Origin of the sequence: Microcystis sp. M179S2, from assembly GCF_020245805.1 — a bacterium.
In the GTDB taxonomy this organism is placed as follows: Bacteria; Cyanobacteriota; Cyanobacteriia; order Cyanobacteriales; family Microcystaceae; genus Microcystis; species Microcystis aeruginosa.
Genome location: NZ_JADBUE010000050.1, coordinates 1 through 26,298 on the forward strand (window position 1 = coordinate 1; position 26,298 = coordinate 26,298).

The window sequence follows — 26,298 nt, forward strand, 5'->3', positions numbered from 1 at the left end:
ATTTTGCTAATAAACATAGCAAAATTATAGATGATTTCCTGACCTAAGATCACATTTTATTCTTTTTTCCACTTCAATCTAAGAATTGAGAAAAAAGCAAAACCCTCCATCATACCATAAAAAAATTATGCAAGAGGTCTAATTAGAAATGCTGGTTAATGATCTGAAAAAAAAGCATACAAACAAGGGATTAACGGACGTGGAGACAAAAATATTAAAATGTATTTTTGATGATAAAACATATCGTGATCTAGCGGAAGAAATTAGGCAAGAAGAACAGTCAATCAAGAATGCGGCTGTTGATTTATGTAAAATCTTGTCAGAGCAAACAGGTGAAAAGATTGGAAAGAGTAATCTGATTACTGCTTTAAGTCGATGGAAATTACAACCAGAATGTAATCAAAAAAACACAAATTATGACGGAAAATTTTCTGGTGCTGTGGTTTTTACTGCTTCTGAAAATAAAAAGAAACAGATATTAACGCTATTAGAACTTTTAAGAAAAATAACCGATGATCAGGAAATAACAATAAATGACATAGAACAAGGTAGTATCAAATTAACTCTCAAGGGTTCTCAAAAAAGTTTAGAAAAAATTGAATCCCTATTCAAATCGGGTGAATTGAACAAAATTTCGGGAGATATTACAGTTGAAAATGTTCAAGTTACCGAAGATAATTGTTTAGCTTTTACCATAGCAGGTGATGTTAATGCAGATGAGATAACCTATTTAAAATCTACTATCATAGGACAAAATTTAGCAGAATCACCAAAGCAACTGGCAGAAGAATCGTCAGCAAACCCCTTGATTGTCAAGACAGTAAGTACAAATGAAGCATCTAAAGAAATTAACAATAAACTAATTGAATCTATTAAAAAACCTAACTTCCTCCAGCGCATTATAAGAAGATTTGGAAGGATTAAGCTGAAAGAGGCTAACCTGAGTGGTGCTGACCTGATTGAAGCTAACCTGAGAGAGGCTGACCTGAGAGGGGCTAAACTGTGGGGAGCTAACCTGAGTGGGGCTAACCTGAGTGGGGCTAAACTGTGGGGAGCTAACCTGAGTGGGGCTAACCTGAATGGGGCTAACCTGAGTGGGACTGTTGGGGGTAAGTTTGATTGGGACCCAACGGCTAACGGATCGGGGAGATCGAGGGGATGGGCTGACCTGAATACTGACCTGAGTAGGGCTAACCTGAGAGGGGCTAACCTGATGGAGGCTAACCTGAGTGGGGCTAACCTGATAGGGGCTAACCTGAGTGAGGCTGACCTGTTTGAGGCTAACCTGAGTGAGGCTGACCTGAGTGGGGCTAACCTGAGAGGGGCTGACCTGATAGGGGCTAACCTGAGTGAGGCTAACCTGGGTGGGGCTATCCTGAGTGGGGCTACCCTGTTTGAGGCTAACCTGTTTGAGGCTAACCTGAGTGGGGCTGACCTGAGTTGGGCTGACCTGATAAGGGCTGACCTGAGTGGGGCTGACCTGATAAGGGCTGACCTGAGTGGGGCTTGGGTTAAAAACGCTATCTTTATCGATGCAACGGGGATCACCCCTGAACAAAAACAGGATTTGATTCGACGAGGGGCAATTTTTGGGGATAATTCTAACGATCGCAGTAAAGTATTAGTTTAAAACAGCCTTTGATCTCCACCTTCAGCAGAGATTTAGGTAGGGTTGGCTGAATAAATGTGAAATATAGACGAGATAAGGGGTTTGGCGGCCTGTTTGACCAAGCAGCTGCAAGATTTTCAAGCTGGTGGCTCAAAAACCTTGTATCTTAACCGGCGATCGCTCCTACTTTTTCAGCCAACCCATAATTAATGGGAAAGGACTTGACTTTGCCGGCGACTTGCGCTATGCTTTTTATATAATGGGAATCTTTGCAAAATTTTTTTAAACGCACAGATTCCCATTATGAATAAAATCTTTTAAAAATATTATCGCAAAATCTGCCGACAAAAGCAAGCAAAATTTTGCCGATAATTGTTAAGTTTTGTATCTGGTTCCCCGGTTCTACCTGATAACTGTTCACCGAACACAGCAAAATCTCCCCAACACCCGGCCCCCACTAACCCCCTTTTTTGATTCCTGAAAATTCCCACCCATAATTAATGGGAAAGGACTTGACTTTGCCGGCGACTTGCGCTATGCTTTTTATATAATGGGAATCTTTGCAAAATTTTTTTCAGACGCAAAGATTTCCATTATGAATAAAATCTTTTAAAAATATTGTCGCAAAATCTGCCGATAAAAGCAAGCGAAATTTTGCCGATAATTGTTAAGTTTTGTTAACAAAGAAATACAGAGATCAGCAAGATAAAAAAATCGAAATCTCTTGCTGATCCTGTTTGTCGCCTAAGCTATGATTAGGTTAGGCGAGTTTGGCGCTTTTCTCTAATTAAGATTAACCCACCGCAAACCCTGTATATTCTCTGACTAGGGGTTCATGAAAGGCTAAAACAATATCTTCTTTAGGAACACCTAAATTAACTAATTCATTGGCAATTCCCACCTCAGTGCCATCATGTTGTATCCAGATTTTACCCTTTTTAATATCGAGATGCAAAACACAACCATGATATCTTCGTCTATTTTTCCAGCCAACATACATCAATTGATAGTGATCGCCAACAGTATCAAAAATCAATTGTTGTTCAATCGGATCTTTAGATGAACCTATCTGAGAATATTCAGTAATGACTTGCTTGACATAGTGACGATATTGTTCTAATTTTTCCATGCGACAATTACCTCCCCAATCGGATCATAAATAATCAGGTAAATTTGAAATCGTTTAACGACAGTTTGAATAAATCGCAATTCAAAAAAACTATAATAAATATCTAAGGGAACAGCTAAATATAACTGTCTTTTAGGTTCTTTTTCTTCTCCTTTTCTCACTGCACCATGAAAACGATCTTTAGCAGAGTTAGCAGGCATAATAATTATTAATGATAACATTTCGTCATGACGATCGATCCGGGGTGAGAACATCTCAAACCCTATTGACAATTGGCCAATTTTGTGATCCGCATGGGTATTTCAAGTGATAAGCTAAGACGTATTTAAACCGCTTATTCTTAGATTAGCCCCCCCTTGCCTGATCTCAACAAGCAATTTGAATTACGAACAGCTTAACTAGCCGACATCTGTGATAAAATCGGCCTTGTCTTTCTTCTGCCAGCGCGAAGCCGAGCGGCGGTATGTTGAGCTTATTTCCCCTTTTACTTTTTACTTGGTATAACTCGTGCAGGTTTTCATTTATCATACTCCCGAACTTACCCCCGTCCATACTCTACCCGATTGCGCCGTCGTTATCGATGTTTTAAGAGCGACAACCACGATCGCCACTGCCCTCAATGCCGGTGCGGAAGCAGTGCAAACCTTTAGCGATCTGAAAACCCTGATGCAGGTGAGTGATACCTGGCAACCGGAAAAACGTCTCCGAGCAGGAGAAAGAGGTGGCGCGAAAGTAGAAGGCTGCGATCTGGGCAATTCTCCCCTCGATTGTACCCCTGATTTAATGAAAGGTCGTCGTCTGTTTATCAGTACCACTAACGGCACTCGCGCTCTGCAAAGAGTGGAAGAGTCCCCAATCGTGATCACTGCGGCCATGATCAATCGGCAAGCTGCCGTTAATTACTTATTGGATAAGCAGCCCGATACCGTCTGGATTGTTGGCTCTGGTTGGGAAGGGGGTTATTCTCTGGAAGATACGGCCTGTGCTGGAGCGATCGCCGATGCGCTACAAGAACAATCGGGGCAAATGGCGATCGGGAATGATGAGGTGATCGCCGCGATCGCCCTTTATCGTCAATGGCAAAATGATCTTTTAGGAATGTTCCACAGTTGTAGTCACGGTCAGCGGCTCTTGCGTCTCCACTGTCAAGAAGATTTAAAATACTGCGCTAATATTGACTCTCTTGATGTTTTACCGATCCAAAAAGAACCGAGCATTTTAGTCAAACTTTAGACATTATCACCCAGAGAAAGGGTCATCCGTGCCGGTAGGAGTATCGATCCTAGCCGGATTCCTTTATTTATAGTTTGCTAACCATGACTATCGATTCTTTACTGCAACCTTTTCAGCGTTTTGGTGTCAATCTCGGTTTAGAAAGAATAAAAAATCTGCTGGAGATTTTAGGCAATCCCCAAGATAAAATTCCGATTATTCATGTCACGGGAACTAATGGCAAAGGTTCGGTTTGTGCCTATCTATCCTCTATTCTCAGTACCGCCGGTTACAAAGTCGGACGTTATATTTCTCCCCATTTAATTGCTTGGACAGAAAGAATCTCTATTAATGGCGAAAATATTGAAACCGCGACTTTAGAAAACCTGCTTAAATATATACAATCGCTTATCGATCCCCAGCAGGAAAGTCCTACTCAATTTGAGGTAATTACTGCCGCTGCTTGGCTGTATTTTGCTCAGGAAAAGGTGGATATTGCCGTGATGGAAGTGGGTTTAGGAGGAAGATTAGATGCGACTAATGTTTGCGCTCAACCTTTAGTTACTGTCATCACTTCTATTAGTCGGGAACATTGGCAAAATTTAGGTCCCACGGTTGCCGATATTGCCGGGGAGAAAGCGGGGATATTAAAAGCGAATTGTCCCGCAGTTATCGGACAATTACCGGAATCAGCGCAGGGGGTAGTTAGGGAGAAAATCAAGCTGTTAAATTGTCCGACGGTATGGGTAGAAGCTGCCGAAAAAATTGCCGATAATCGGGCTAAATATCAAGGGTTAGAATATCCTTTATCCTTAGCGGGAGATTTTCAATTAACTAATTCCGCTATAGCGATCGCTGTTGTTAATATTTTACGCCGGCAAGGTTGGCAAATTAGCGATGAAGTCGTGCAAGAAGGAATGGCAAAAACTCGCTGGTTAGGACGTTTACAAACCGTTAATTGGTGTCAGCGAGAAATTTTAATAGATGGCGCTCATAATCCTGCTGCTGCCATGGGTTTAAGGCAGTATGTAGATAGTTTAAAGGCTCCAAAAATTATCTGGGTAATGGGAATTTTATCGACTAAAGATCATCGGGAAATATTCCAAGCTTTATTAAGAAAAGGCGATAGTTTATATTTAGTTCCCGTCCCGGATCATAGCAGTGCTAATCCTGAAACCTTAGCGGAATTAGCGGCTTCAATTTGTCCAGAATTATCTCACCTAGAGACTTGTTCCGATGTATTTTTAGGACTAAAAAAAGCCATCCAAGAATCTGCCGATAGTCAGATAATTCTCTGTGGATCGCTTTATCTAGTCGGTTACTTTTTAGGGAGTTTGTTTCAGGGAAAATAAAACATCAATTTTACTGGTGGTTTTATCAGGCATAGTGGCAGTAATTCCGATCCCGCGTACCGATTCTAAAAAGGCCTTTGCTTCTGGGGTTAATTCCCCGGCAGGAAGATTATTAATTCCCCCTGCTTTAGCGATAATTTGCTCCACATCGATGAAGAAATAACCGAGATTATTTTTCGGCAAATTGGCGATCGATGCTTGGAAAATCTCACTTTTGCTAATCGGTTGATTCGATTGGGGTTGATAGGGAATTCCGACGGTCATTTTTAAGGTATCATTATTAGGCCAAGCATAGGTTAAAATCGCTTGTTTTTCCGCTTTCCATTCAGTCACATCTTCACCAGAAATTTTACTGTTTTCTATGGTGATAAAGGGAACAGTTTTCACCAATTGATTTAACCTATCGAGGGTAGTTTTTGCCGCTTTCTGATCGCCGGTTTGCCAGATCATCATTCCCCCAAAACCTAACCCTCCCACTGCTTGCTGGTTGGGGATAATTCCGAAAGCAAATTCTCGATCCATCCAGTTGAAAACTTCTTTATCCGCGTCAAGGGTTGCCATCTGAAAATTCTCACGGATCTGACGTAGAAAAGCTTGTAATTCTGGGTTAGTTTGGGACTGTTTTTCTGCTTCTTCCCATCCCTGTTTAAGATTATTACCACTCCAGACTGCGATGGTATCTCCGGGGAAATAATTTAAAACTTGATTTCTGCTGGGGGAAGGTAGGGTAGAAATAGTTTCAGGGGCAAGTTTAGCCACCATTTGTAATTGTAATCCCGTATCGGTGACACCCACTCCCGCGACAATATCTTGAATTTTTGCTAATTCTTGCCGACTTTGGGGAGATAAATTGGCATCTGCTCCCAAGATTCCGGCATAATCATCGATATAAATTGTTGCTAGGGTATTGGGTAGGTTGAGGGATTGGGAAAGCAGTTTTCTCACTTCCGGTTTACTGCTAAAAGATGGCTGTCCTTGATAGGTATCGATCGCCGCTTCTAACACCTTTTTATCGTCGGATATCAACAAAAAATCCCCCGCAACAGCAGTATAAATGGTGGTGTTATCCTGCCAATCTATAGCGGTAATTGTAATACCTTTGTAGTCACTGGTGCTAGTTTTGCGATTAACTTGTTGTCCTAGTTTTTTCTGGAATTCCGATGCTTTAATTTTATCTTTGATGCCGATAACCGTTAATAATTTCGATTGTCCGGGGGTAGCTGCGGGAAGGAAAGCAAAGCTAATACTACCGATCCAAGGTTCGATATCCCGTTGATAATCAATCTTATCGGTGAAGATATTTTTTTGTAATTCTTCTAGTCCTTGACTAACCACAGTTCGTGATTCTGGTGTACCATATTTAGCTAACACTGACCAAGCTTTTGCATCCGTGGAGACAAAACTACTAGCAAAGGCAGTTTCTGGGATAACTTTTGCCGATTCTAAGGGGGTGAATCTTTGCCAAGGTAGTTGTCCTCGTAGATAAAGATAGACACCTCCTGCGGTTACTGCTGTTAGTCCTAAGACGACTAAACAACCGGGTAAAAATGATTTTTTTGACATAGAATTGTGGTTTGGTTAAAAAGTTCCATACTTGGCGATCGATTTGTCTCTGGTTGTAGTATCTAGAGAATTGGTTAATCTTTAGTAAGCTTTAACTATTATTATAGCTTCTGGAGGTACTAAGCTGTTGACTATCTAAATTACTCGTTAAGACTGCACGGGAGCGGGGGGAAGTAGTTGGAGCTTTTGTACTAAAATATCTAATACGCAGTTTAAATGCAGTACAGCTTAGAATGCTCAAATATTGTTGATATGAATATCATAAAAGGCTAATTTGATCATTCAACTGGACATGAGATAGACAAAATTCCTTGATTCTCGAAAATTTTCTGATTACTAAGTATGCAGAAATACAGACAAGAAAAATCCCTGTTATTATAAAATAGTTTAGATCAAAAAGTATTGTTTTTGAATTGTTGTATTTATTTTAAATATATTTATTTTAAAAATATTAAACCTACTGCTGTTAACTTTGATGCTTAAAAAGCTATCAGAATCATAATAATTTTGTTGAAAAGTACAGCCTTTTAAAAAATAAGGTTATTATGAACCTATATTATACTAAATCTGGTTATTAAAAACTGATTATTCATTCCCCTTTTTGCCTTTTGCATGAGTAGAAAAGGGGTTTCTCCGAGAAACCCCTTTTCTGTGCGTTACTCAACGGATTTAGTATTAGACCTTTTTGACCCAATATCCAAGAGAGCCAAAAATGACAAAAAATAGGGGCTGGATTATTTTCAACCCCCTACAATACAAGAAATTATCGTTTTAGCGTTGTTTCCGTTTTAATGCCAAGGCAGATAAACCAAAGAAACCTAAACCAAAAAGGAGAGTTGGTTCCGGGGTTTGGACAGTTAATAAACCTAATTGACCACCTTCGACAAGATTATTGGGCCCGCCGATGCTGCCATTTCGCACACTGTGGGCCTGCACGTCGAGAATCAGAATTTTTTCTCCCGGTCGAGCGCCCGGAAAGAATTCAGTAATATCCAAAATCCCCGAAGTTTCCCAGTTACCTAAATCATTGGGGCTGCTGTCGGTTTGACCACCTGGTAAACTAGGACTACGATCGATCTGACCTACTCGTGTCGCTCGTCCGGTGGTGGCATCAAGTCGCCAAATCGAGGCTTCTTCTCCAGAGGTTTGACCGAAACCAGAGAAAGAACGGTCTTCTTGGATATAGATAGTACCGTCATCGGACCAATCGAGGTTATCGGGACTTCTCACCCCAAAATCGGGACCGCTAAATTGACCACCACCCGCATCATTACCATCGTAGAGAATGCGAGCGCTGACGCTAGAAGCAGCGGTGTCGAGATTGCCGTTTTGATCGAAAACCAGATTATTATCGAAGATATAAACGGTTCCCCAGCTATCGGCCCCATTGAATAAAGAACTGCGTCCGGTGGAAGCAAGAACAATTTGGGAACCATCACTGGGATTAATCGAGACATCTTCCGGACGGGAGAAGGAAAAAGCTCCTAAAGCGTCCGCTTGGGCGCGAAGATTGCTATCGGTGGCAAAACCATTGAGAAAACCAACCCCATTTCCCTCGTTCACCACTTCTACCCAACGTCCGGCACTGGTGTTACCAGTACCGCCAAAGTCCCGGGGATCGATACCTTCATCGCCTACCCAAACATACAGTTTGCCCTGTTTGAGACCATTGCGATCGAGAAAACTACCATCTCCGACCCCGTTTTTCTCCCCAATGTAGAGATAGAGAGGCGCGGACTCGGTATCATCACCCCCGATCATCGCAATGCGATCACTTCTACCTGTATCAATTTCTGTCCAATTTTCCCAAGCGCCGCGACCCATTTCTGGGGCAGCCCAGATACCGAAATTGGTAGGATCGAGAACCCATTGAGTCCCATTGCTGGTTTCTTCTCCAGCAAAGTAGATATTATCTTCAAAACCGATCCCTTGACCGAAGGAATAACGACCGAAAGCGGCACCAGAACAAAAACGATCTAAACCTCCAATGGTGGGAGCGAGTTCAAATTGACTGGTACTGGTGATTAGATTGTAAGAGCGATCGTAGATTTTATCGAAGGCTAATCCAGAACCGATAATTTGACGACTACTGGTGTCGATGTCAAAGTAACTGATTCTTGCTCCTGTCACGGAAAGCTGGTTAGCAGTACCCGGATTCAGGGTATAAGAGGCTCCTTGGTTATTTCTAACTTCGTGGTTGACCAAGGCACGAATCGTCCCATTTCCTAGATCGATAACGCCAATTCCATCCAGAATACCGATGGGAGTGTAATTGTTAATGGTTTCACCCACTGTAAATAGGGGCGTATATTTATAACCATTTAATCCTGTCACCTGCGGTCCGCCTGTATTAGTATGGGCCTGCGCTAAAACCGTCGGTACGTTTATTAGGGAAATTCCCACTGTTAGCAGAGTTGCCGCTAGAACATTTTTGGGGTTAGAAGGTGAAGCAATCATTAATTTTTTAGTCCTCTAATCTCAAGGAAACAAAACGTTCTCTCTTGAGATTAGAAGGCTTTTATTAAGGGATTGATAAGCCCAGAATAAAAACTCTTTAAGAACTGATGCTTTGTCATAATTATTAATATTTATGCAAACAATTGTAAAAAAGCTGGATGCTCACGACCTAGATTCTTTCTGTTAACAATTGTTATTTAATCATCGAGCCTAGTAAACAATGTCTTTCTTTTGCTTATTCTGACTCCTGAATACGGGCCTGTGACTCTTTCCCTAAGGGAATATTTTTGATTTTTGGCAGAAGTCCATTATTAATTCCCACCGCTTGATTAATATTAGTCAACCCATTAGCCTCTAATTTTTCTGTTAATCCTTGTAAAATATTTGATACTAGCCAAGGACCCTGGTATAACCAACCGGTATAAATCTGTAATAAACTCGCACCGGCGGTAATTTTTTCCCAAGCATCATCGAGAGAAAAAATGCCTCCCACTCCAATTATCGGTAAATTGCCTTGGGTTTGCCGATAGATAAAACTGAGCACTTCCGTGGCACGTTCCCGCAAAGGTTGCCCACTAATTCCCCCTGCTTCTTCAGTGATTGGTTTACCGGTTTCGGGCAGAATTGTGGTTTTTAATCCCGTGCGTTTAGTGGTAGTATTAGTAGCGACAATTCCAGCTAATTGATAGGAGAAAGCTAAGTCAATAATTGTTATGATATCTTCCCATTCTAAATCGGGAGAAATTTTCACTAATAGGGGTTTTCTGCCTTGATTTTCTGTTTGTAAAATGTCGAGGATTTTATCGAGTTGTTCCCCACTTTGCAGGGAACGCAAACCTGGAGTATTGGGAGAACTAACATTAACGACAAAATAATCGGCATGGGGGAATAAATAGCGAAAACTGCCTAAATAGTCCTCCGGGGCCTTTTCTAGGGGCGTATTTTTCGATTTACAGAGGTTAATGCCGATGGGAATCTGTCGGGGTTGTCGTTGCCAAGATTGTTGGAGAGTTGCCGCTAGAACTGGCGCACCGAGGTTATTTGCCCCCATACGGTTTAATCCCGCCAAATCTTCCGGTAAACGAAATAATCTCGGTTTTGGGTTGCCCGGTTGCCCTTCTAGGGTGACAGCACCCACCTCGGCAAAACCAAAGCCGAAATTATGCCAAAGTCCTGCCCCTAAACCGTCTTTATCGAATCCTGCCGCTAATCCGACGGGATTGGGGAAATTTAACCCCCAGAGGCTTTGGGATAGGCGAGAATCGCTAAAACTGAGGGATTCTGATAATTGTGAGATTAGCCATTGTCCCCAAAATTCCCCCCGCGAGCGATCGATTTTTTGGAGAGTATTTAATAATTGTTTTTGTGTTCCCTCTAAATTGCCCCGAATAGCCTTGAAAGCTAGAGGATAAAAAGGTTTAATTGTATCAATTATATTGATCATAAAAAGACAGGAATTAAGGGTTAGGTGTAGGGTGGGTTAGGCAAGAACAAGTTATGTTTTTGACAAAAAATTTCAAATTTGCCGTAACCCACCTAGTATAATCTTTATAAACCTTGACGAGGGTTAAAAGTTTCGATCGCCCGTATTTTTTGATAAAGTTCTAATTCTTCGGGGCTAGGATTGGGAGGATTAACTAAGAGAATTTCCACTAATTGATCGCCCCTTTCTCCTTGGGAAGTGGGATAACCTTTGTTAGCCAAACGTAATCTTTGACCACTTTTTAATCCCTTAGGAATCATCATTTTAACTAACCCGTCAATGGTAGGAATTTCCACAAAACCTCCCACAATTGCCTCGCTAGGAGTAATCGGTACTTGACAGACAATATCGGAACCTTGAATCCTAAAAAAAGGATGCCTAGCGATAGTTATTTTTAAATATAAATCACCCCCTTCAATACCCTGACCTTTGAGACGAATTTTCTGCCCATCGATCATAGCTGCCGGCATATCAACCTCTATTGATCTACCATCTTCCAGACGAATTCTTTGTCTGCCACCTTGATAGGCTTTCTCTAAAGGTAAAGTTAATTTTGCTTCCACATCTCGACGAGTTAAACGGGGAGAGGAGGCAATTTTAGCGCGCTTAGTATTAAGGTTATTAAAATCTCTAAACTTCCATAAATCCTGTTCTGTACGGGGGATTTTTCCATTACCGTTACTATTCGCTTTTTCCCCCGGACGTATCCCGCGGCGTTTATTTCCTGTCAAGGAACGATTATACTCAACCCGTTTTTCTTCATCGGAGAGAACATCATAAGCTTCATTAATATCTTTAAACTTTTCTTCGGCCGATTTATCCCCCGGATTAACATCAGGATGATATTGACGCGCCAGTCGTCGAAAAGCCTTTTTGATCTCGTCACCAGTAGCCGTTCGAGATACTCCTAAAACATCATAATAATTAACTAATTGTGGCATATATTCAGTTATCAGTTATCAGTTATCAGTCATCAGTCATCAGTCATCAGTTATCAGATTTGAGTTTTAAGTGAGCAGTATGTATTAAGCGAGCAGTATTAAATAGTAGTTTCCCACTGTCTTTTCACTGTTTACTGATCACTGTTTACTGATCACTGATTAAAACCAATCATCATCGTCATCATCCCAGTTATTTTGGGGGGGAATATTGCGGGAACGATTGCCGCCGCTGCGGTTACTTTTACTATTGTTATAACTTTTTTCCTCCGAACGGGGGGAACTTGACCAATCGCTATCGCGGCCATTGTCGTAATTGTCCTGATTGCGGGGGCGATAACTATCTTGATTAGCCGAATAATTGGGTCGATAATCACTTTGATAACCCGGTGTACTGGGACGATAATCCTGACGATAACGATCGCGACGCGGTTCAGATGGAAGCTCATCTTCCTTATCCCCGGTAAAAGTCTTGCGAATAGCGCTAAAAAAGCCCTCGTCTTCCTCGTCGTATTGTAGCCGTACCTCGCGATTTAATTCATAGATAACATCCTGTAGGTCTGCCTGGGCGCGATCAATGCGACGGTCATCATTTTTCTCCAAAGCGTCGATAATTTCCGTACTCAAAGACTCAATTTGACGACGATAGGAACGGGTAAACTCATTACCAAAATCGAGAGTAACATCTTTTAAGCGTCGTTGGGCTTGATCCACCAGAGAGCGAGCGCGATTGCGTTTATCCACCTTTTCGCGACGGGTACGATCTGCTTCGGCAAATCGGGCAGCATCGCCAATCATGCGGTTAATTTCCCCTTCGCTGAGGGTAGAAGCGCCTTGAATGGTGACACTTTGCTCCCGTCCGGTCATTTTATCCCTAGCGGTGACTTGTAGAATACCGTTAGCATCGATATCGAGGGACACCTGCACTTGGGGAATACCCCGGGGTGCGGGGGGGATACCGGTTAATTTAAAACGTCCCAGGGATTTATTATCGCTGGCCATTTCCCTTTCCCCCTGCAAAACGTGGATTTCCACCACAGTTTGATTATTTTCGGAAGTGGAAAAAAGGTCAGCTCTGCGGACGGGAATAGTGGTATTGCGGGGGATTAACTTTTTCATCACACCGCCGATGGTTTCTAAACCCAAGGATAAAGGGGTAACATCGAGGAGCAGCACGTCTTTGACCTCGCCGCCCAAAATTCCTGCTTGAATAGCCGCCCCGACCGCTACAACCTCATCAGGGTTAACATTTTGATTGGGTTCCCTATCGATAAAACTCCGCACCAAATCCTTAACCACCGGCATCCGCGTGCCGCCGCCCACCAGTACCACTTCGTCTAGTTGGACGGGGGACAAACCGGCATCAGAAAGGGCGCGTTTGAGAGGACGACGGAGACGACTGATTAAATCGCCGCATAATTCCTCAAATTGGGCCCGACTCAGGCGAGTTTCGATGTGTTTAGGTCCGTCTTCCGTGGCGATGATAAAGGGCAGATTAATATCGGTGACGCTGACCCCAGACAGTTCTATTTTGGCTTTTTCTGCCGCTTCTGTGAGTCTTTGTAGGGCTTGCCGGTCTTGGCGCAGCTCCACGCCTTCCTGTTCCAAAAATTGATTGGCTAACCAATCGACGATTCTTTTATCGAAATCATTTCCGCCTAATTGGGTGTCGCCACTGGTGGCTTTCACCTCAAAAACGCCGTCACCCACTTCCAAGATAGAAACATCAAAAGTACCGCCTCCCAGGTCAAAAACGAGGATTTTCTTGCTTTCTTGTTCATCGAGACCGTAGGCCAGGGCGGCGGCGGTGGGTTCGTTGAGAATCCGCAGCACTTCTAACCCCGCAATTCGGCCCGCATCCCGGGTGGCTTGACGTTGGGAGTCGTTAAAATAGGCGGGGACGGTGATTACGGCCCTGGTAACTTCTTCCCCCAGATAACGGCTGGCTTCTTCGGCTAATCGGCGTAAAATTAGGGCGGAAATTTCTTCGGGGGCGAATTCTTTTTGCAGACGGGGGCATTTAATCTTGATATTGCCCATCTCATCCCGGCGGATGGTGTAGGGGACGCGCTTCGATTCGGGGTTTAATTCCGAGTAGCGACGACCTATGTAGCGTTTGACTCCATAGTAGGTGTTTTGGGGATTGAGTACCCCTTGTCGCCGGGCCATTTGACCGACCACTAACTCCCCATCTTTATTAAAACCGACCACAGAAGGGGTGGTTCTCATGCCCTCCGAGTTGGCGATGACCACTGGCTTTCCGCCTTCCATCACGGCGACGACGGAGTTAGTTGTCCCTAGATCAATGCCTACTACTCTACCCATGCTTGTTTTTGTCTCCCCCTAGATTTCGATAACTTCGGGACTTTTACCTTCGATCGATAGTTTAAATCGCTTAATGCTTGTTGACAATATTGTATCGAATTGTCTTAGTTTCTCGCTCTCGCTTCGGGGCAATTGAGGGTGTGATTACCGAAGTGGTCTTTTAGCGACTCTGGCGATCGGGCTTGGGGGGGGTGAAAATAGGGCTAGATTTCCAGATTTTCCCTATCTACTAATTCCGGCGGCGCTGGACAACAAATAGAGATTCTTTCCCCTGTACTGGGATGATTAAAAACGATTTGATTGGCATGGAGATAATAACCACAATCTCCCGGTACTGCATCCGGTCGCGGTAATCCCCCCAGACCATACAATGGATCACCGATTAAAGGATAGCCAAAAAAGGCCAGATGAATGCGAATTTGATGGGGTCTGCCCGTAAAAATTCTTACTTCTAATAGGGTACTATCGGGATGTTTTTTTAAGACTCGACCATCACTGCGGGCCGATAACCCATCTGTGAGCGCACCGTAAACATGGCCTAAAATGGGATGGGCAATTTTCCCGATCGCTTGATTAATAGTAAAATTATCTGGTATGTCGCCCTGACCAACTAAAGCTCGATATATTTTAGTAATTTTCCCCTCCCGCATCTGTTGACTCAATTTAGCTCTAGCGGGCTTTGATTTCGCCATTAAGACTATGCCGGAAGTGCCGCGACCAAGACGATGAATTGGATAGGGAGTGACCTCGGCATAATGCTGATGTACCAGATGGATGAGAGTATGTTCGAGAAATCCACCCCCCGCTAACACGGGTAATCCCGAAGGTTTCGCCACCACTAACACCTCGGCATCCTCGTAGAGTACCTCAAAAAAGAGCGGTACATCCGGTTCTGTCCACGGCGGGCGCTGATAGGTCAATTGCTGCCCGATTTCCAAGACTGTATCGGGGCAAGCGGGACGACCGTTGACTAGAATTGCTGCCGATAAAATGCGATCGAGCCATTCTTCTGGGCTAGAATGGCAATATTTGCCCGTATAGTAAGCTAATAAGCTTAATCCTGCCTGATTTTTGCTAATTTTATCTCGATAAATCCAGCCTTGATTGGGCATTGGGGAAGTGGGGAAGTGGGGACGTGGGGGAATTTCCACTAACACCCTAACACCCCAACACCCCAACACCCCAACACCCTATCACCCTATCACCCTATCTCCTGAATACTGACTTCTCACCCAATGTTCGACAAAGATAAGCAAAAATTATTTATTGACTCCAAAAGCTTGAGAATATTTAAATTAACATTCCGCAATATTTACAAATTCTTAAGAATTAATTGAGAAAGATTTTTATTTAACAACGATGTTATGATGGTTACAGCGATTTTACTGAATTTCATAATGGGTTATTCTTTGCTTTTTTGGACAGCAATGGTTGAAACCCTTGCCACACCTACAAGGTAATCCCAATTAAGACAGGTAAATCAGTCAATTTCACCCACAACGATGATCTTTTTTTTGTGTAGTTTTATTGCAAAGAAAAAGTTTTTTTGACAAAAAGCACAAAGTATGTAGGAGTAGTTATGGCAGAGTGGGAAGTGGGGAAGTGGGGAAGTGGGGAAGTGGGGAAGTGGGGAAGTGAGGAAGTGGGGAGTGGGGAGTGGGGAGTGGGGAGTGGGGAGTGGGGTGTGGGGAGTGGGGTGTGGGGTGTGGGGAGTGGGGTGTGGGGAGTGGGGTGTGGGGTGTAGGGAAGTGGGAAGAATAAATAAAATAATCTACTGTCTCCTGTCTCGGAGTCTCCTGTCTCCTGTCTCCTGACTACTGATACCCGAATCTTGGTTGAAAGACCAAAACGCTTGCAGAGCTATCCACAAGTGGACAACTAGATAACAAGTGATATTCTAGTAGGTTCGGATAGGACATAATCGTGTAAGACGTGAGTAGGGGAAACCAGAAAGCGCAGTGATGAGCTTCGAGAATCCCTCCCATGAGCGCTTCGGGGAGTGTCAATTAATTGTATGTCTTTGGTAATTTGTCCGGGTTTTCATGATTCTAGATTGACCGAGGATTTTTTAGGACATCTGGGGAGCCAATCGGTCAAATTACGTTCCTATATTATTATTTCGCCTTTTTCTTGCTTAAATGAAGCTTTTTCACCGGGAGAAGCTCTAACCTTGATTGGGTTTAGTGCGGGGGTGGTAAATGCGATCGCTTTAGCTCATTATTGGCAAGCTCAAGGGGCGACAATTCGAGCTTTAATAGCTCTAGACGGGTGGGGAGTGCCATTAATCGGTAATTTTCCCATTTATCGCCTGAGTCACGATTATTTTACCCATTGGAGTTCCTGTTTACTGGGTAGTGGTCAAGAAAACTTTTATGCAGATCCACCTGTAGATCATCTTAGCCTCTGGTCGTCCCCCGATCGAGTGACCGGTTGGTCTATCAATGGTAATTTTGTCCAACGCACCACAGCGTTAACTTTTTTATTAAATCGGTTAGGCAAGAATCAATTAACTATAATTAGGTAGTCCCCTCCCTGTCTTTCCTATTTCTTTACCGCTGCTGATTTATGAGTACATCCGTTCCGAATTCTTCAATTCTCTTGGTGGGAATTGAGGAGAATATCGCTAAACTAGCTAGTGCGGACTTGAAAGAAGCAGGTTATCGTCCCCTGATCGTGCCTAGCATTGATATCGCTTTCCCAGAAGTGAAAAGTTGTCAGCCAGCGATGATTATACTCGATCGCTTCCTCGCAGCGAAGGCCGGTGTGAATTTTTCTAGTCGTTTACGTTCCCAGGGAAGTCGCGTTTATATTATTTTGTTAGTATCTCAAGAAACCCTAGAAGAACGTCTCGCCTGTTTGGAAGCGGGAGCCGACGATTATTTTCTCAAACCCTATAATTCGCCATCTTTTCTCAAATTAATCCGTTTTTACCTGCAACCTCTGGAAATTACCCCCGAACAATTGCGTTTCGGTGACTTAGTATTAGATTTAGCCAGTCGTCGTCTCTCCTATAAAAACAAAAATATTGAGTTGACGATGAAGGAATTTGAACTGCTGCGCTACCTCATGATTCACCCCAAAGAAGTATTATCGAGGGATCAAATTCTCGAAAATGTCTGGGGAGACGAATTTCAAGGAGAATCAAACGTTATTGAGGTGTATATTCGCTATTTACGCCTGAAGATGGAGGCGGGTGGTCAAAAACGCCTCATTCATACCGTGCGTGGTGTGGGCTACGTTTTACGGGAATCTTAACAGGAGTTAGGAGTCAGGAGACAGTATTCAGGAGTCAGGAGATTATTTTTATTTATTCTCCCCACACCCTACACCCTACACCCCACACCCTACACCCCACACCCCACGCCCCACCACCCTAGTCAAGTGCCGCTATTCAATCTGGATGGAGTTGGGGGAATCGATAGGAGGGGTGGAACTTCCCGGGGTGATAGTTTGACGGTATTGACTATAAAGACGGTTGCGCCAAGCAAAAAAGCCCTCGTAGGCGCTATTATCGGCTAACCCTGGGATCCCCTTGCCTTGCAATTCCCTGGGTAAGTTGAGATAGGAACCCTGGGGAAACTGAAGCAGTACACTTAATCCCGCCACGGCTAAATCGGCTAAACTGGGCTGATCCCCGACTAAATAGGGACGATTGGTTAAAATGAGGTTCAAAGCCTCTAAATCCTGTTGTAGCCCCTTTTTCGCTGTATTGATAGCATCTTTTCCCAGACCTACACCCGCCCCCAAAATATCAATTAATTCCCCTGGCATAGAACCCAGCAACAAGCGCATAAAACCGGGAGTTTCCCGGGGTAAAAAAGCGGTACGAAAGTTTTGATTTTGGGCAAAAGCGCCGAGAAAAGCGGTTCTTCCTTTTAATCCCAGGGATTCATCGGCCCATTCTTCGATTAATAAACATTGACCCCGTTGTAGGGGATCTGTGGGGATAATTGGTTTTTCAGGATACTTGCGATCGAGATAAAAAGCAATCTCCGTCGAGTCAGCAATATAAGTATCGCCATCCTTGAGGACGGGAACCTGTCGCTGTCCGGAAAGACGGAATAATTCCAATTGTCCCACCCCCGGCACCACGTCCCTTTTTTTATAGGCAAGTCCTTTATAGTCGAGGATGAGACGGACTTTCTCACAATAGGCAGATAATTCAAATTGGTAGAGTTCTAGCATGGGATGATATGGCCTCTCGATAAATCAGTTTCTCCCTGATTACTCTAACCCTATCGGGCATCGGTCGTCTAAACTTAAAGACTTTACTCCGATTTTGTCCGAACATTTGTACTAAAAAGGAGCCAGGCGAAAAAATCATCGTTTGCTAATTTGAGGAATTAGGCTGGGTACTCTTAGGGAAGATAGACCAGATCCGGCAACCCCAACTCAATAGTGCCACGCTTTTAGGTTAGGATATTTTCAGGCACTAAAAGCGAGGAATAACTTATATATTCTGGCAAGCTGACTCGCGAGAGACCAATAGCATAACGGAGGCGGTCGGCGGTCGGCAGGGGGCAGGAGGCCGTTTTTGTAACGGGGATTTATGCCCCGCTCCCAAAACTTTTCGCCTTAAGGCGAGGTTTTAGACCCGATTTTTTCGATACCGCTATAGCAGAGGCGTGCGAGGGCTGGCTCCTTTCTCGGATCAGAGGTTACTATGCAATTATCCATCGACGTTTTTAATGATGTAGTTCGCTATCTCGACAGCCACGAAGAAAAATTACGGATCAAAAAATTAATCTTTTGTATCTGTAAAAAATATTGGGAAAACGAGCCTAATATTTTGAACAGTGTGGCTATGGAAGACTTGGTGAAGGAGTTAGTGCAACTCAAAACCAATAAAGAACAATTAACTTTTTCTGTTTATAAATTAGTTAAAACCCTCAATCGTCCTAAAGTTTATCTGGGAGTAGCCACGGTTATTATCGAGCAAATCAGTCAATTATATAGTAATATTGCTGCCGCCTACGACAATCAATTATTACTGGTAGAGCCAGAAGTTAACCCTAGCTTCACCACCGTTAATAATGATGTCAACAACGAGGAAGATAATTTATTAAGACAGGTGGTTAGTGGAATAGAAAATCATCGAGAGACAGCGAGAATTCAAAAATTAATGTTTGCCGCTTGTAAAAATCGTTGGGAAAACGATCAAGCGGTGATTAATAATTATGGCTTAAAAAATATTGTTTTAGAACTTCAGCGAAACAATCCCAATTTCCTAAGCTTGCGACCAACTCTCAAGCAAATTGCCGAAAATATTAATAAAAAAGCTCTCTACCTAGCCCTAGCCGATATTATTCTTGCCCAACTAGAGCCTCTCTACGATACTGATAACGATGACGAAGAAGAGGACAATGAGTCAAAAAGTCAAATCTTGAACACTGAAATATTTCATCTAAAGAATGATTCTGATTCTGCGGCTAAAACCACATCTTTCTCCCCCTCTAGAAGTGAACCTGTGGATTTTTCCTCTTCGATCATCAATCTAAATGAACCGCAATTAGTCATGGAATTGCCCTTTGCCGAGCCGGCTTACTCAAATAACAACCCCAGTAATTCCCCACAAATTCCCGCCTACGACCCCTTTGAAATTCGTTTAGAAATTTTCCAGTATGCTAATCCTTTACGAGCCAAAATATTGATTTTCTCGCTCCTATTTCATCCTTGGGATCGGAGCGGTCAAGATTGGTCAACTCTGCGAAGTTATACCCTAGAAGATTTACTACAACAACTCATCCAAAGTGGGAAATCTCTCAAGGATATCGAAATTCAACTATACAATATTGCTCAAACCCAAATGGATACGGATGCTAACGTTCAAACCGCCAGTATTCTGGTGCAAATTTTACAAAAAATTCTTTAATTTTTTACCCAAATTTATCTGGATATTCTACCAATGAAACCCAACGAATTAATTGCACGTTATGCCGCAGGAGAAACTCAATTTAGTGGCTTAAAATTACCCGGAGTTAATTTAGTTGGTGCTGACTTAATTGGCATTGTTTTAAATGAAGCAGATCTGCACGGAGCCAATCTTCTCTTTACCTATCTTAACCGGGCTAATCTCGCTCAAGCTAATCTTGTGACAGCTAATTTAAGCGGTGCTAGTCTCAACCAAGCTGACTTAAATGGGGCAGATTTACGCAGTGCCAATTTACACGGAGCGATGCTACAAGGGGCTAATCTTCGTGATACCGATATAACCCTAGCGACGTTACTTGATGCTAACTTAATCGGGGCGGATTTACGGGGGGCTAATTTAAGTGGTGCTAACCTCACTGGTGCTTGTTTGCGGGGAACAAATATGCGTCAGGAAAAGAAAAATCATAACACTAATTTACAAGGGGCTAATTTCTCCCGCGCCGACCTGCAAGGAGCTAATATGAAAGGGGTTGATCTGGTGCGAGCAAATCTAGTAGGAGCCAATTTAAAGGAGGCTAATTTGTGCAATGTTGACCTCAGAAAAGCGGATTTAACTAATGCTAATCTCCAAGATGCTTTACTTACTGATGCTAATTTAATCGGGGCGCATTTAGTGGGGGCAAATCTAGCGGGAGCCAATTTAGTGCGGTCAAAAATGACCGATACGGAAGCAATGCAGGCAAATTTCCATAGTGCAATTATGACTCAAATAAAATTCGATCGAGCTAATCTTAGTCAAGCTAATTTTCAAGCAGCAAGAATGAATCATGCTGACTTAAGAAGGGCTAATCTTTCAGGAGTTAATTTCAGCGAAGCTGACTTAATCGATGCTTTCTTTGCTAGAGCAAATCTCACCGGTGCCGATTTAACTAATGCTAATCTAACTCGTGCCGAGTTAATGAGTGCTAATCTGATGGGAGTTAACTTCCGCGGTGCAATTATGCCCGATGGCCGGATTAATAATTAAAATTACTTAGGGTTGGCTGAATAAATCTAAAAACCTTGTTGGGTAAGACTTTTAGACTTTTTTTCCCTCAAAAAGTGCCTACCATTGGAGTGATCGGGGGTAAAATCCCTGGACTTTTTCCCTGAAAATTAGGTAATTGACCCCCTCAAAATCGGTAAAACCCTACACCCCACACCCCACACCCCACACCCTGTCCCCACGAAAAACTTTTTGCCGCAAGCCCTACTTAGACATTGTTGTTAGCAGTTATTCTGGTATAATTTAGGGGTAGAATTGAGGGTAGTGTTATGGTTAATCCAGCAATTATTGCAGAAGATATGGGCAAAATCTACACCAGCATTACAGTTATCAATCGAGCGGATCAAATTCGTGCAGAGGATGGTATGATCGCACCGGAACAAATTCGCTCTCTTACCCTAGAAAATGTCTTGGTGGATACGGGGGTAACTACTCTTTGTCTAGTGCCGGAAGTAGTCTCCCGCTTGGGTTTACAGCTTTTAAAAGAAGTAGATATGGCTACGGCTAAAGGCATAGGAAAAGCGAGAATTTTTCGCGATGCCACCTTGATTATCGCGGGACGGGAAGGAACTTTTGAATGTTTGGAATTACCCGGGGGTCAAAACAATTTATTAGGAGTAATTCCTTTAGAAGCTTTGGGATTAGAACCGGATCTTCGCAGCCAAAAATTGCGAGTTTTACCCACAGAATCTAAGGATACTTATTTAACAATTTTATCGAACAAAATAGCTCTATAAAATCACTTTTTGTCTGACTGTTCCTGCTCTTTCAGCTATAGCGATAATCTCGATTTCTTGACCAGAAACTCCCTTAATCACCCATTCCACCGTACGGCGATAATCTAAACCGTGAGCAAGACTACTATATACTTTATTTGATCGCCCTTCTAAGTGACCGATTTCCTGCTCTAATTTTCCCACTATTAAACTCACCTCATCGGCTAAATTTAACTTGACTTGAATGGGACGAACAATCTTTCTTTCCAGTGCCTTTTTACTGGTATAAGTGGGTAAGAATCCCTGATTTTCCAACTGTAAAACCAGATGATAAATACCATTGCCCTCCGACTTAAGATCAAGACGAGAGATAGCTAAAAGAGGTGACATTAAAGCATGGGCAATAGTAAACTGACATTGTTTCTCACATAAATCCGGTAAATACTTTTCTGGGGCATTTTGCCAGACATTTTTAAAGTCCCAACCGCCAATTTCCACCTCTCCCAATTGGGGGTGATGAAAACTTTGCCAATTAATAAAACCCTTTCCCGCTAAATTCTCATCATTCCAATGCTGTAATTTCAATTCATCTTCAAAAGGATGCCAGCGAAACCATTGAATATAATCATCTTTTTTCACTCCCGCTTGGGTGGGTGCATCCCATAACTCCACCGTAAAACCATACCAACCAAAATGATCGTAACCGTAATCATCCATGGCACCGTTAGTCACTTCTTTGGGATGATAACGAAAATCGTGATAGACAGAAACGCATTCATAACCAGTCATTGCTTTTCCCTTATCAGCAATATATTTATACATTTCTAAGTCTTCCACGGGGAAATATTCATCGGGATGGGTGCTATAGGGACGCAACATGACTGCTGAATAGGTATGATAGGTAACGAAGCCATTAATATTAGTGTTATTTGCCCAAAATTCCGCTTCCGCACGGGTTTCTGGCTCCGAAAAAGGAAAGTCTCCGGCCCCTTGTTGTTCCCCTTCAGGAACCCAATAAACGGGATAATTGCGGTTAAAATCCAGGCCCTCTAGGGTGGGGGCAGTGGTAAAATTATAGCCATCGTAATCGCGGATTAAACCTTCGGTGAGCAAAGTGTAAAAAGTTCCTTCAAATTCCTCCGGTTCGCGACGCACCATAATGCGAGGATCCTGTTCAGAAATTTTCCAAGCGCCACAGGTATCTTTTTGGCGCATTTGTAAGATTAAACCATCGCCGTTAATATCTTCAGGATATAGCCCCGGTTTCTCATCCGTGTGGGGATAGGGGCGAATACTCGATCGTAACATATAGGGAGTGGTGAGATATTTTTCTGCTCCATCCACGGCTAATCGCGGCAAAATATAGACAGTGTAATGGTCAAGAAGTCTGGTAATTGGGGAATTATGACCGTATTGGCGCAAAAGATGAGAGATAGTGTAGAGAGCGACGGCAGAGCCGGTTACTTCCCCCGCATGGGTGTTAGCATCAATCCAATAGGCAGGTTTTTCTAAATAGGGGCCTGTGGCTTGATTTGTGAGGGTAGTTAACCAGATATCTCGATTTTCGTAGCTTTTACCGATCGAGGTGAGGCTAATTAAATTAGGATAGGATGAGGCTAGGTTTTTCAGGAAAGAAACTAATTCGGCGTAGGGGTAATAGTGGCTAAAATCAAACATAATCTTCTGCAACTAAAAAAAAGGAGTCTCGGGTTAATTTGAGAAAATATAGGATAATAACAGTAAAAAACTATGGATAGTCAGGATATCGCTCGCTATATCGAAGAAACTAACGGTATTTCTAAGCCTTGGCTGTTGGTGCAATTGCGTCTCAAAAAACGGCAAGAACGTCGTGCCAGTCTTTCCCAACAGGAATATATCCAAGAATTGGATGATATTCAGCAAGACTTAATGAAATTGGGCGAATGGTGGCGAGGAATCGAGTCAGAAGTCTTTAAACCCTAAGCGGTGGCGATAATCTGTAATACTCGCGGTAAATCCTCAAATTCGCCGATGATGCGTTTCACTGGTTGCGGCCAAACCCGGACTAAAGTGGGAATAGCAGAGACATGATTAGATTCCGCTTGTTCTGGATGCTTAGAGATATCGATCACTTTCAGGGTATAGGGATGGTGTAATTCTCGCTCTAGAAGCTGATGGATCGATTCTAGGGTGTGTTTAGTATTGGCATTATTGCCGGAGACAAATAACCGCAAAACATAACCCTTGGGACTAGGGTTAGTATAGTCAGAGTCAGCACTAATCCCCGAAGTTGTTGCGGGGCGCTCCTGATAACGGAGAATCAGATCGTGGGATTGCCAAAGTTGGGGAAACTGCTGACGATAGGTTTCTAAGATAGTGGGATTAGAGGATTGTTCCTGCCAAGGTACAGTAAACCAAGCTCGCTCGTCCGTGGCGAAAATAGCATTTAATAAAGGCTGATAGCGACGGACAAGGGGATAGACTTCGGCTCTAGTATGAATACGGTGACTGTAGGGATCTCGCCAGCGATCGATGGTAGCGGTAAAACTAGGAACTAAAAAATGGGGGGGTTCTGGCAACCCTAAAGCGGACTGGAGAGCAGCGCAGAGATTCAGATGCCAATGAGTTTGTTTATCAGGATCGATACAGTAAATCAGGTCGCCCCCGGGGGTAAACAGGGCGATGCCTTTAAAAATATCGGGCAACACAATCGCGGAAGTGGTCACTTGAGGGGTTCCCCTAGGGAATCAATAGGAGCTTCTATTTTTCTAGACTACTAAACTCTTGACCCCTCAAGGATTTCCTTCAGGGTTTTTCTAGATTCTACCCCGCAGCATCATCGCCATTTCATTGGGAACCGGGGACATTTCCAGGGCGACCTCATCGCTAATCCGTCCCTCTTGATAGAGGTTAAACAGAGATTGATTAGTGGTAATCATGCCATGGTATTCGCCATCTCTCATTAATTCGATAATTTCGTCATTTTTGCCGCTGCAAATGTAATCTTTGACGGTTTCTGTGTTGACGAGAATATCGTGAAAAGCGGTCCGTTTACTGTCGGTGGTGCGACATAAACCCTGGGAAATAATACAAACCAAGGATTCTGCGATCGCCACCCGCATCGATTCCCGTTCCTCGGCAGTATAAAGAGTTAAAATCCGCTCCAGGGTTTTAACGGCGCTGTTGGTGTGCAGGGTTCCCATAACTAAGTGACCAGTTTGGGCAGCTTTCAGGGCAGTATTAACGGTGGATTTGTCCCGCATCTCCCCCACCAGAATAATATCTGGGTCTTCCCGCAAAGAGGCTTTTAGGGCATTATCGAACTCATGGGTGTGTATTCCCACTTCCCTTTGTTTGATCAAACTGCGACGACTTTGATGGACAAATTCGATCGGGTCTTCGATGGTGATAATATGTTTGGGGTGTTCTTTATTTATGTAATCGATCATGGCTGCTAGGGTGGTGGATTTCCCTGAACCCGTCGGACCGGTGATTAAAATCAATCCCTTATGCACATCGCACACATTCCGGAACACAGCCGGTAAGCCCAATTGTTCCACAGTGAGGATTTTCATGGGAATTAGACGCAAAACCATCCCCGGACCGCGCAGACTTTCAAAGATATTAATCCGCACCCTAGCGAATTCGTACTGAGTTGCACCATCAAATTCTAGGTCTTTTTTAAAGCGAAGGATTTCTTCTTCACCGAGGATTTCCCGTAACCAACTATAAAAAGTGTTGATGTCAATTTCAGGATAGTTGAGAATAATCATTTCACCACGATCCCGCATCCGGGGTTGTTCTCCAACTCCTAGGTGAACGTCCGAATAACCCCGATCAAAGGCCATCCGGATCAAATGTTCTAAGGTAGGTTGATTGGGAGCGCGACCCGGCCGGGGTGGGGTTTGGGGAGAAGCAGCCTGACTGGGAGCGCGATTTTGGGGAGGACGTGGGGCGGAAATTTGACCATTTTGCGGCATATTCGGCACGTTTTTGGTCGGTGTCGCCACTTGTTGCGTCATTTCTTCAGTTATCCCCATGCTGATTTCCGTGATTAACTCTGAGGGAGGTATCGGGATGGAGGGAACCGGCAGCGGCTGCAGTGGTCGCGAGGAAGAATTGGGATTTTGACTCATGAGCAATAGGGGGTTTTTTCTTTACTATTCCCCGATTGTACTAACATCCTATCAAATCATCCCCAATTTCTCAATTCCTCACAGACGCTAGATTGAGGAGCAAGGAGCCAGTAGTCTCCGAGTCAGGAGACAGGAGACTCCGAGACAGGAGATTATTTTTATTTATTCTTCCCACTTCCCCACTTCCCCACTTCCCCACTTCCCCACTTCCCCACTTCCCCACTTCCCCACTTCATAATTTATAATTCCCCCTCTCCTATACCTTTTAAACAGGATTTAGACCCCAAAATTGTTACAATCGAGGTTTAGGGCTGATGATTTTGACTACTCAAGTTTGAGTGAGTTTGACTTGAAATATAAAAACAAAAATTACAAGGATAATTTTATTTTTTCGGCTCTTCGGGAATTGTTATGCAAATAATTAACTTAAAATAAAATTCGATGAGAGCGCCTACGCTCAAAAGTAGCTGAAATCCATACAGG

General features: G+C 43.3%; 20 protein-coding genes and 1 pseudogene. 9 read left to right on the plus strand and 12 right to left on the minus strand.

Translation table 11 applies throughout. The features are described from left to right. Positions 1-148 precede the first annotated feature (148 nt). Positions 149-1,630 carry a pentapeptide repeat-containing protein gene (locus IM500_RS02800; RefSeq protein ID WP_287737621.1) on the plus strand — a complete coding sequence of 494 codons (1,482 nt, stop codon included), beginning with the start codon at positions 149-151 and terminating at the stop codon, positions 1,628-1,630. A 772-nt stretch (positions 1,631-2,402) separates the two neighbouring features. Here IM500_RS02800 and IM500_RS02805 read toward each other — a convergent pair. Both IM500_RS02805 and IM500_RS02810 read right to left on the minus strand, forming a co-directional pair. Next, positions 2,403-2,738, minus strand: a complete 336-nt coding sequence (locus IM500_RS02805) for a XisI protein (RefSeq protein ID WP_002748301.1) — start codon at positions 2,736-2,738, stop codon at positions 2,403-2,405. After that, positions 2,726-2,887: pseudogene (locus tag IM500_RS02810) on the minus strand (element excision factor XisH family protein); the annotation flags it as partial. The pseudogene IM500_RS02810 and the gene IM500_RS02805, both read right to left, overlap by 13 nt. Positions 2,888-3,245: 358 nt before the next feature. Between IM500_RS02810 and IM500_RS02815 the strand changes: the two are divergent. Together IM500_RS02815 and IM500_RS02820 are read left to right on the plus strand one after the other, a co-directional pair. Continuing rightward, on the plus strand, positions 3,246-3,971 hold the full coding sequence (locus IM500_RS02815) for a 2-phosphosulfolactate phosphatase family protein (RefSeq protein ID WP_190719220.1): 726 nt from the start codon (positions 3,246-3,248) through the stop codon (positions 3,969-3,971). 83 nt (positions 3,972-4,054) lie between these two features. Then, complete coding sequence (locus IM500_RS02820; protein ID WP_190719223.1) at positions 4,055-5,302, plus strand: bifunctional folylpolyglutamate synthase/dihydrofolate synthase; 1,248 nt, start codon at positions 4,055-4,057, stop codon at positions 5,300-5,302. Here the strand turns inward: IM500_RS02820 and IM500_RS02825 are convergent. The 6 genes from IM500_RS02825 to IM500_RS02850 form a co-directional block, all read right to left on the minus strand. Next, a complete protein-coding gene (locus IM500_RS02825; RefSeq protein ID WP_287737622.1) occupies positions 5,276-6,865 on the minus strand; it encodes a DUF3352 domain-containing protein in 1,590 nt (529 codons plus the stop codon). The genes IM500_RS02820 and IM500_RS02825 overlap by 27 nt on opposite strands. Positions 6,866-7,636: 771 nt before the next feature. Next, positions 7,637-9,322 (minus strand): alkaline phosphatase PhoX, encoded by a 1,686-nt coding sequence (locus IM500_RS02830; RefSeq protein ID WP_190719229.1) that lies wholly within the window; start codon positions 9,320-9,322, stop codon positions 7,637-7,639. Between the two features lie 235 nt (positions 9,323-9,557). Next, positions 9,558-10,766, minus strand: a complete 1,209-nt coding sequence (locus tag IM500_RS02835; RefSeq protein ID WP_190719232.1) for a quinone-dependent dihydroorotate dehydrogenase — start codon at positions 10,764-10,766, stop codon at positions 9,558-9,560. 104 nt (positions 10,767-10,870) lie between these two features. Beyond that, complete coding sequence (locus tag IM500_RS02840; protein ID WP_190719235.1) at positions 10,871-11,746, minus strand: J domain-containing protein; 876 nt, start codon at positions 11,744-11,746, stop codon at positions 10,871-10,873. Between the two features lie 159 nt (positions 11,747-11,905). After that, positions 11,906-14,068 carry a molecular chaperone DnaK gene (gene dnaK / locus IM500_RS02845; RefSeq protein ID WP_190719238.1) on the minus strand — a complete coding sequence of 721 codons (2,163 nt, stop codon included), beginning with the start codon at positions 14,066-14,068 and terminating at the stop codon, positions 11,906-11,908. Between the two features lie 203 nt (positions 14,069-14,271). After that, positions 14,272-15,180 carry an RluA family pseudouridine synthase gene (locus tag IM500_RS02850; RefSeq protein WP_190719248.1) on the minus strand — a complete coding sequence of 303 codons (909 nt, stop codon included), beginning with the start codon at positions 15,178-15,180 and terminating at the stop codon, positions 14,272-14,274. Between the two features lie 902 nt (positions 15,181-16,082). On the opposite strand from IM500_RS02850, the gene IM500_RS02855 reads away from it, so the two are divergent. Beyond that, on the plus strand, positions 16,083-16,592 hold the full coding sequence (locus tag IM500_RS02855) for a hypothetical protein (RefSeq protein WP_190719245.1): 510 nt from the start codon (positions 16,083-16,085) through the stop codon (positions 16,590-16,592). A gap of 41 nt (positions 16,593-16,633) precedes the next feature. Then, positions 16,634-17,323, plus strand: coding sequence for a response regulator transcription factor NblR (nblR, locus tag IM500_RS02860; protein WP_287737625.1), 690 nt, complete (start codon positions 16,634-16,636; stop codon positions 17,321-17,323). A 132-nt stretch (positions 17,324-17,455) separates the two neighbouring features. Here the strand turns inward: nblR and IM500_RS02865 are convergent, their stop codons facing one another. Further along, positions 17,456-18,253, minus strand: a complete 798-nt coding sequence (locus tag IM500_RS02865) for a glutathione S-transferase (RefSeq protein ID WP_190722694.1) — start codon at positions 18,251-18,253, stop codon at positions 17,456-17,458. Positions 18,254-18,731: 478 nt separating this feature from the next. Here IM500_RS02865 and IM500_RS02870 point away from each other — a divergent pair, with 478 nt between their 5' ends. From IM500_RS02870 to IM500_RS02880, 3 genes are all read left to right on the plus strand, one after another. Further along, positions 18,732-19,940 carry a hypothetical protein gene (locus IM500_RS02870; RefSeq protein ID WP_190722695.1) on the plus strand — a complete coding sequence of 403 codons (1,209 nt, stop codon included), beginning with the start codon at positions 18,732-18,734 and terminating at the stop codon, positions 19,938-19,940. 33 nt (positions 19,941-19,973) lie between these two features. Continuing rightward, positions 19,974-20,966: a pentapeptide repeat-containing protein gene (locus IM500_RS02875; protein WP_190722696.1), complete on the plus strand. Its 993-nt coding sequence runs from the start codon at positions 19,974-19,976 to the stop codon at positions 20,964-20,966. 287 nt (positions 20,967-21,253) lie between these two features. Next, positions 21,254-21,721 (plus strand): pepsin/retropepsin-like aspartic protease family protein, encoded by a 468-nt coding sequence (locus IM500_RS02880; protein ID WP_190722697.1) that lies wholly within the window; start codon positions 21,254-21,256, stop codon positions 21,719-21,721. Here the strand turns inward: IM500_RS02880 and IM500_RS02885 are convergent. Further along, positions 21,716-23,377, minus strand: coding sequence for a M14 family metallopeptidase (locus IM500_RS02885; protein ID WP_287737629.1), 1,662 nt, complete (start codon positions 23,375-23,377; stop codon positions 21,716-21,718). The genes IM500_RS02880 and IM500_RS02885 overlap by 6 nt on opposite strands. 72 nt (positions 23,378-23,449) lie before the next feature. Between IM500_RS02885 and IM500_RS02890 the strand changes: the two genes are divergently transcribed. Then, the gene (locus tag IM500_RS02890) at positions 23,450-23,662 is read left to right on the plus strand and encodes a hypothetical protein (protein ID WP_287737633.1); all 213 of its coding nucleotides are present in this window, start codon (positions 23,450-23,452) and stop codon (positions 23,660-23,662) included. Here the strand turns inward: IM500_RS02890 and IM500_RS02895 are convergent. Together IM500_RS02895 and IM500_RS02900 are read right to left on the minus strand one after the other, a co-directional pair. Then, a complete protein-coding gene (locus IM500_RS02895) occupies positions 23,659-24,405 on the minus strand; it encodes a circadian clock KaiB family protein (protein WP_002758959.1) in 747 nt (248 codons plus the stop codon). The two genes, IM500_RS02890 and IM500_RS02895, sit on opposite strands and share 4 nt — an antisense overlap. 90 nt (positions 24,406-24,495) lie before the next feature. Further along, positions 24,496-25,815, minus strand: coding sequence for a type IV pilus twitching motility protein PilT (locus tag IM500_RS02900; protein ID WP_287737634.1), 1,320 nt, complete (start codon positions 25,813-25,815; stop codon positions 24,496-24,498). Between the last annotated feature and the right edge of the window lie 483 nt (positions 25,816-26,298).

What these genes read in the sequence shown, in the direction of transcription:
- IM500_RS02800 (WP_287737621.1), top strand. Translation starts at nt 149, where the DNA reads ATGCTGGTTAATGATCTGAAAAAAAAGCATACAAACAAGGGATTAACG.
- IM500_RS02805 (WP_002748301.1), bottom strand. Translation starts at nt 2,738, where the DNA reads ATGGAAAAATTAGAACAATATCGTCACTATGTCAAGCAAGTCATTACT.
- IM500_RS02820 (WP_190719223.1), top strand. Translation starts at nt 4,055, where the DNA reads ATGACTATCGATTCTTTACTGCAACCTTTTCAGCGTTTTGGTGTCAAT.
- IM500_RS02825 (WP_287737622.1), bottom strand. Translation starts at nt 6,865, where the DNA reads ATGTCAAAAAAATCATTTTTACCCGGTTGTTTAGTCGTCTTAGGACTA.
- IM500_RS02830 (WP_190719229.1), bottom strand. Translation starts at nt 9,322, where the DNA reads ATGATTGCTTCACCTTCTAACCCCAAAAATGTTCTAGCGGCAACTCTG.
- IM500_RS02835 (WP_190719232.1), bottom strand. Translation starts at nt 10,766, where the DNA reads ATGATCAATATAATTGATACAATTAAACCTTTTTATCCTCTAGCTTTC.
- IM500_RS02840 (WP_190719235.1), bottom strand. Translation starts at nt 11,746, where the DNA reads ATGCCACAATTAGTTAATTATTATGATGTTTTAGGAGTATCTCGAACG.
- dnaK (WP_190719238.1), bottom strand. Translation starts at nt 14,068, where the DNA reads ATGGGTAGAGTAGTAGGCATTGATCTAGGGACAACTAACTCCGTCGTC.
- IM500_RS02850 (WP_190719248.1), bottom strand. Translation starts at nt 15,180, where the DNA reads ATGCCCAATCAAGGCTGGATTTATCGAGATAAAATTAGCAAAAATCAG.
- IM500_RS02855 (WP_190719245.1), top strand. Translation starts at nt 16,083, where the DNA reads ATGTCTTTGGTAATTTGTCCGGGTTTTCATGATTCTAGATTGACCGAG.
- nblR (WP_287737625.1), top strand. Translation starts at nt 16,634, where the DNA reads ATGAGTACATCCGTTCCGAATTCTTCAATTCTCTTGGTGGGAATTGAG.
- IM500_RS02865 (WP_190722694.1), bottom strand. Translation starts at nt 18,253, where the DNA reads ATGCTAGAACTCTACCAATTTGAATTATCTGCCTATTGTGAGAAAGTC.
- IM500_RS02870 (WP_190722695.1), top strand. Translation starts at nt 18,732, where the DNA reads ATGCAATTATCCATCGACGTTTTTAATGATGTAGTTCGCTATCTCGAC.
- IM500_RS02875 (WP_190722696.1), top strand. Translation starts at nt 19,974, where the DNA reads ATGAAACCCAACGAATTAATTGCACGTTATGCCGCAGGAGAAACTCAA.
- IM500_RS02880 (WP_190722697.1), top strand. Translation starts at nt 21,254, where the DNA reads ATGGTTAATCCAGCAATTATTGCAGAAGATATGGGCAAAATCTACACC.
- IM500_RS02885 (WP_287737629.1), bottom strand. Translation starts at nt 23,377, where the DNA reads ATGTTTGATTTTAGCCACTATTACCCCTACGCCGAATTAGTTTCTTTC.
- IM500_RS02890 (WP_287737633.1), top strand. Translation starts at nt 23,450, where the DNA reads ATGGATAGTCAGGATATCGCTCGCTATATCGAAGAAACTAACGGTATT.
- IM500_RS02900 (WP_287737634.1), bottom strand. Translation starts at nt 25,815, where the DNA reads ATGAGTCAAAATCCCAATTCTTCCTCGCGACCACTGCAGCCGCTGCCG.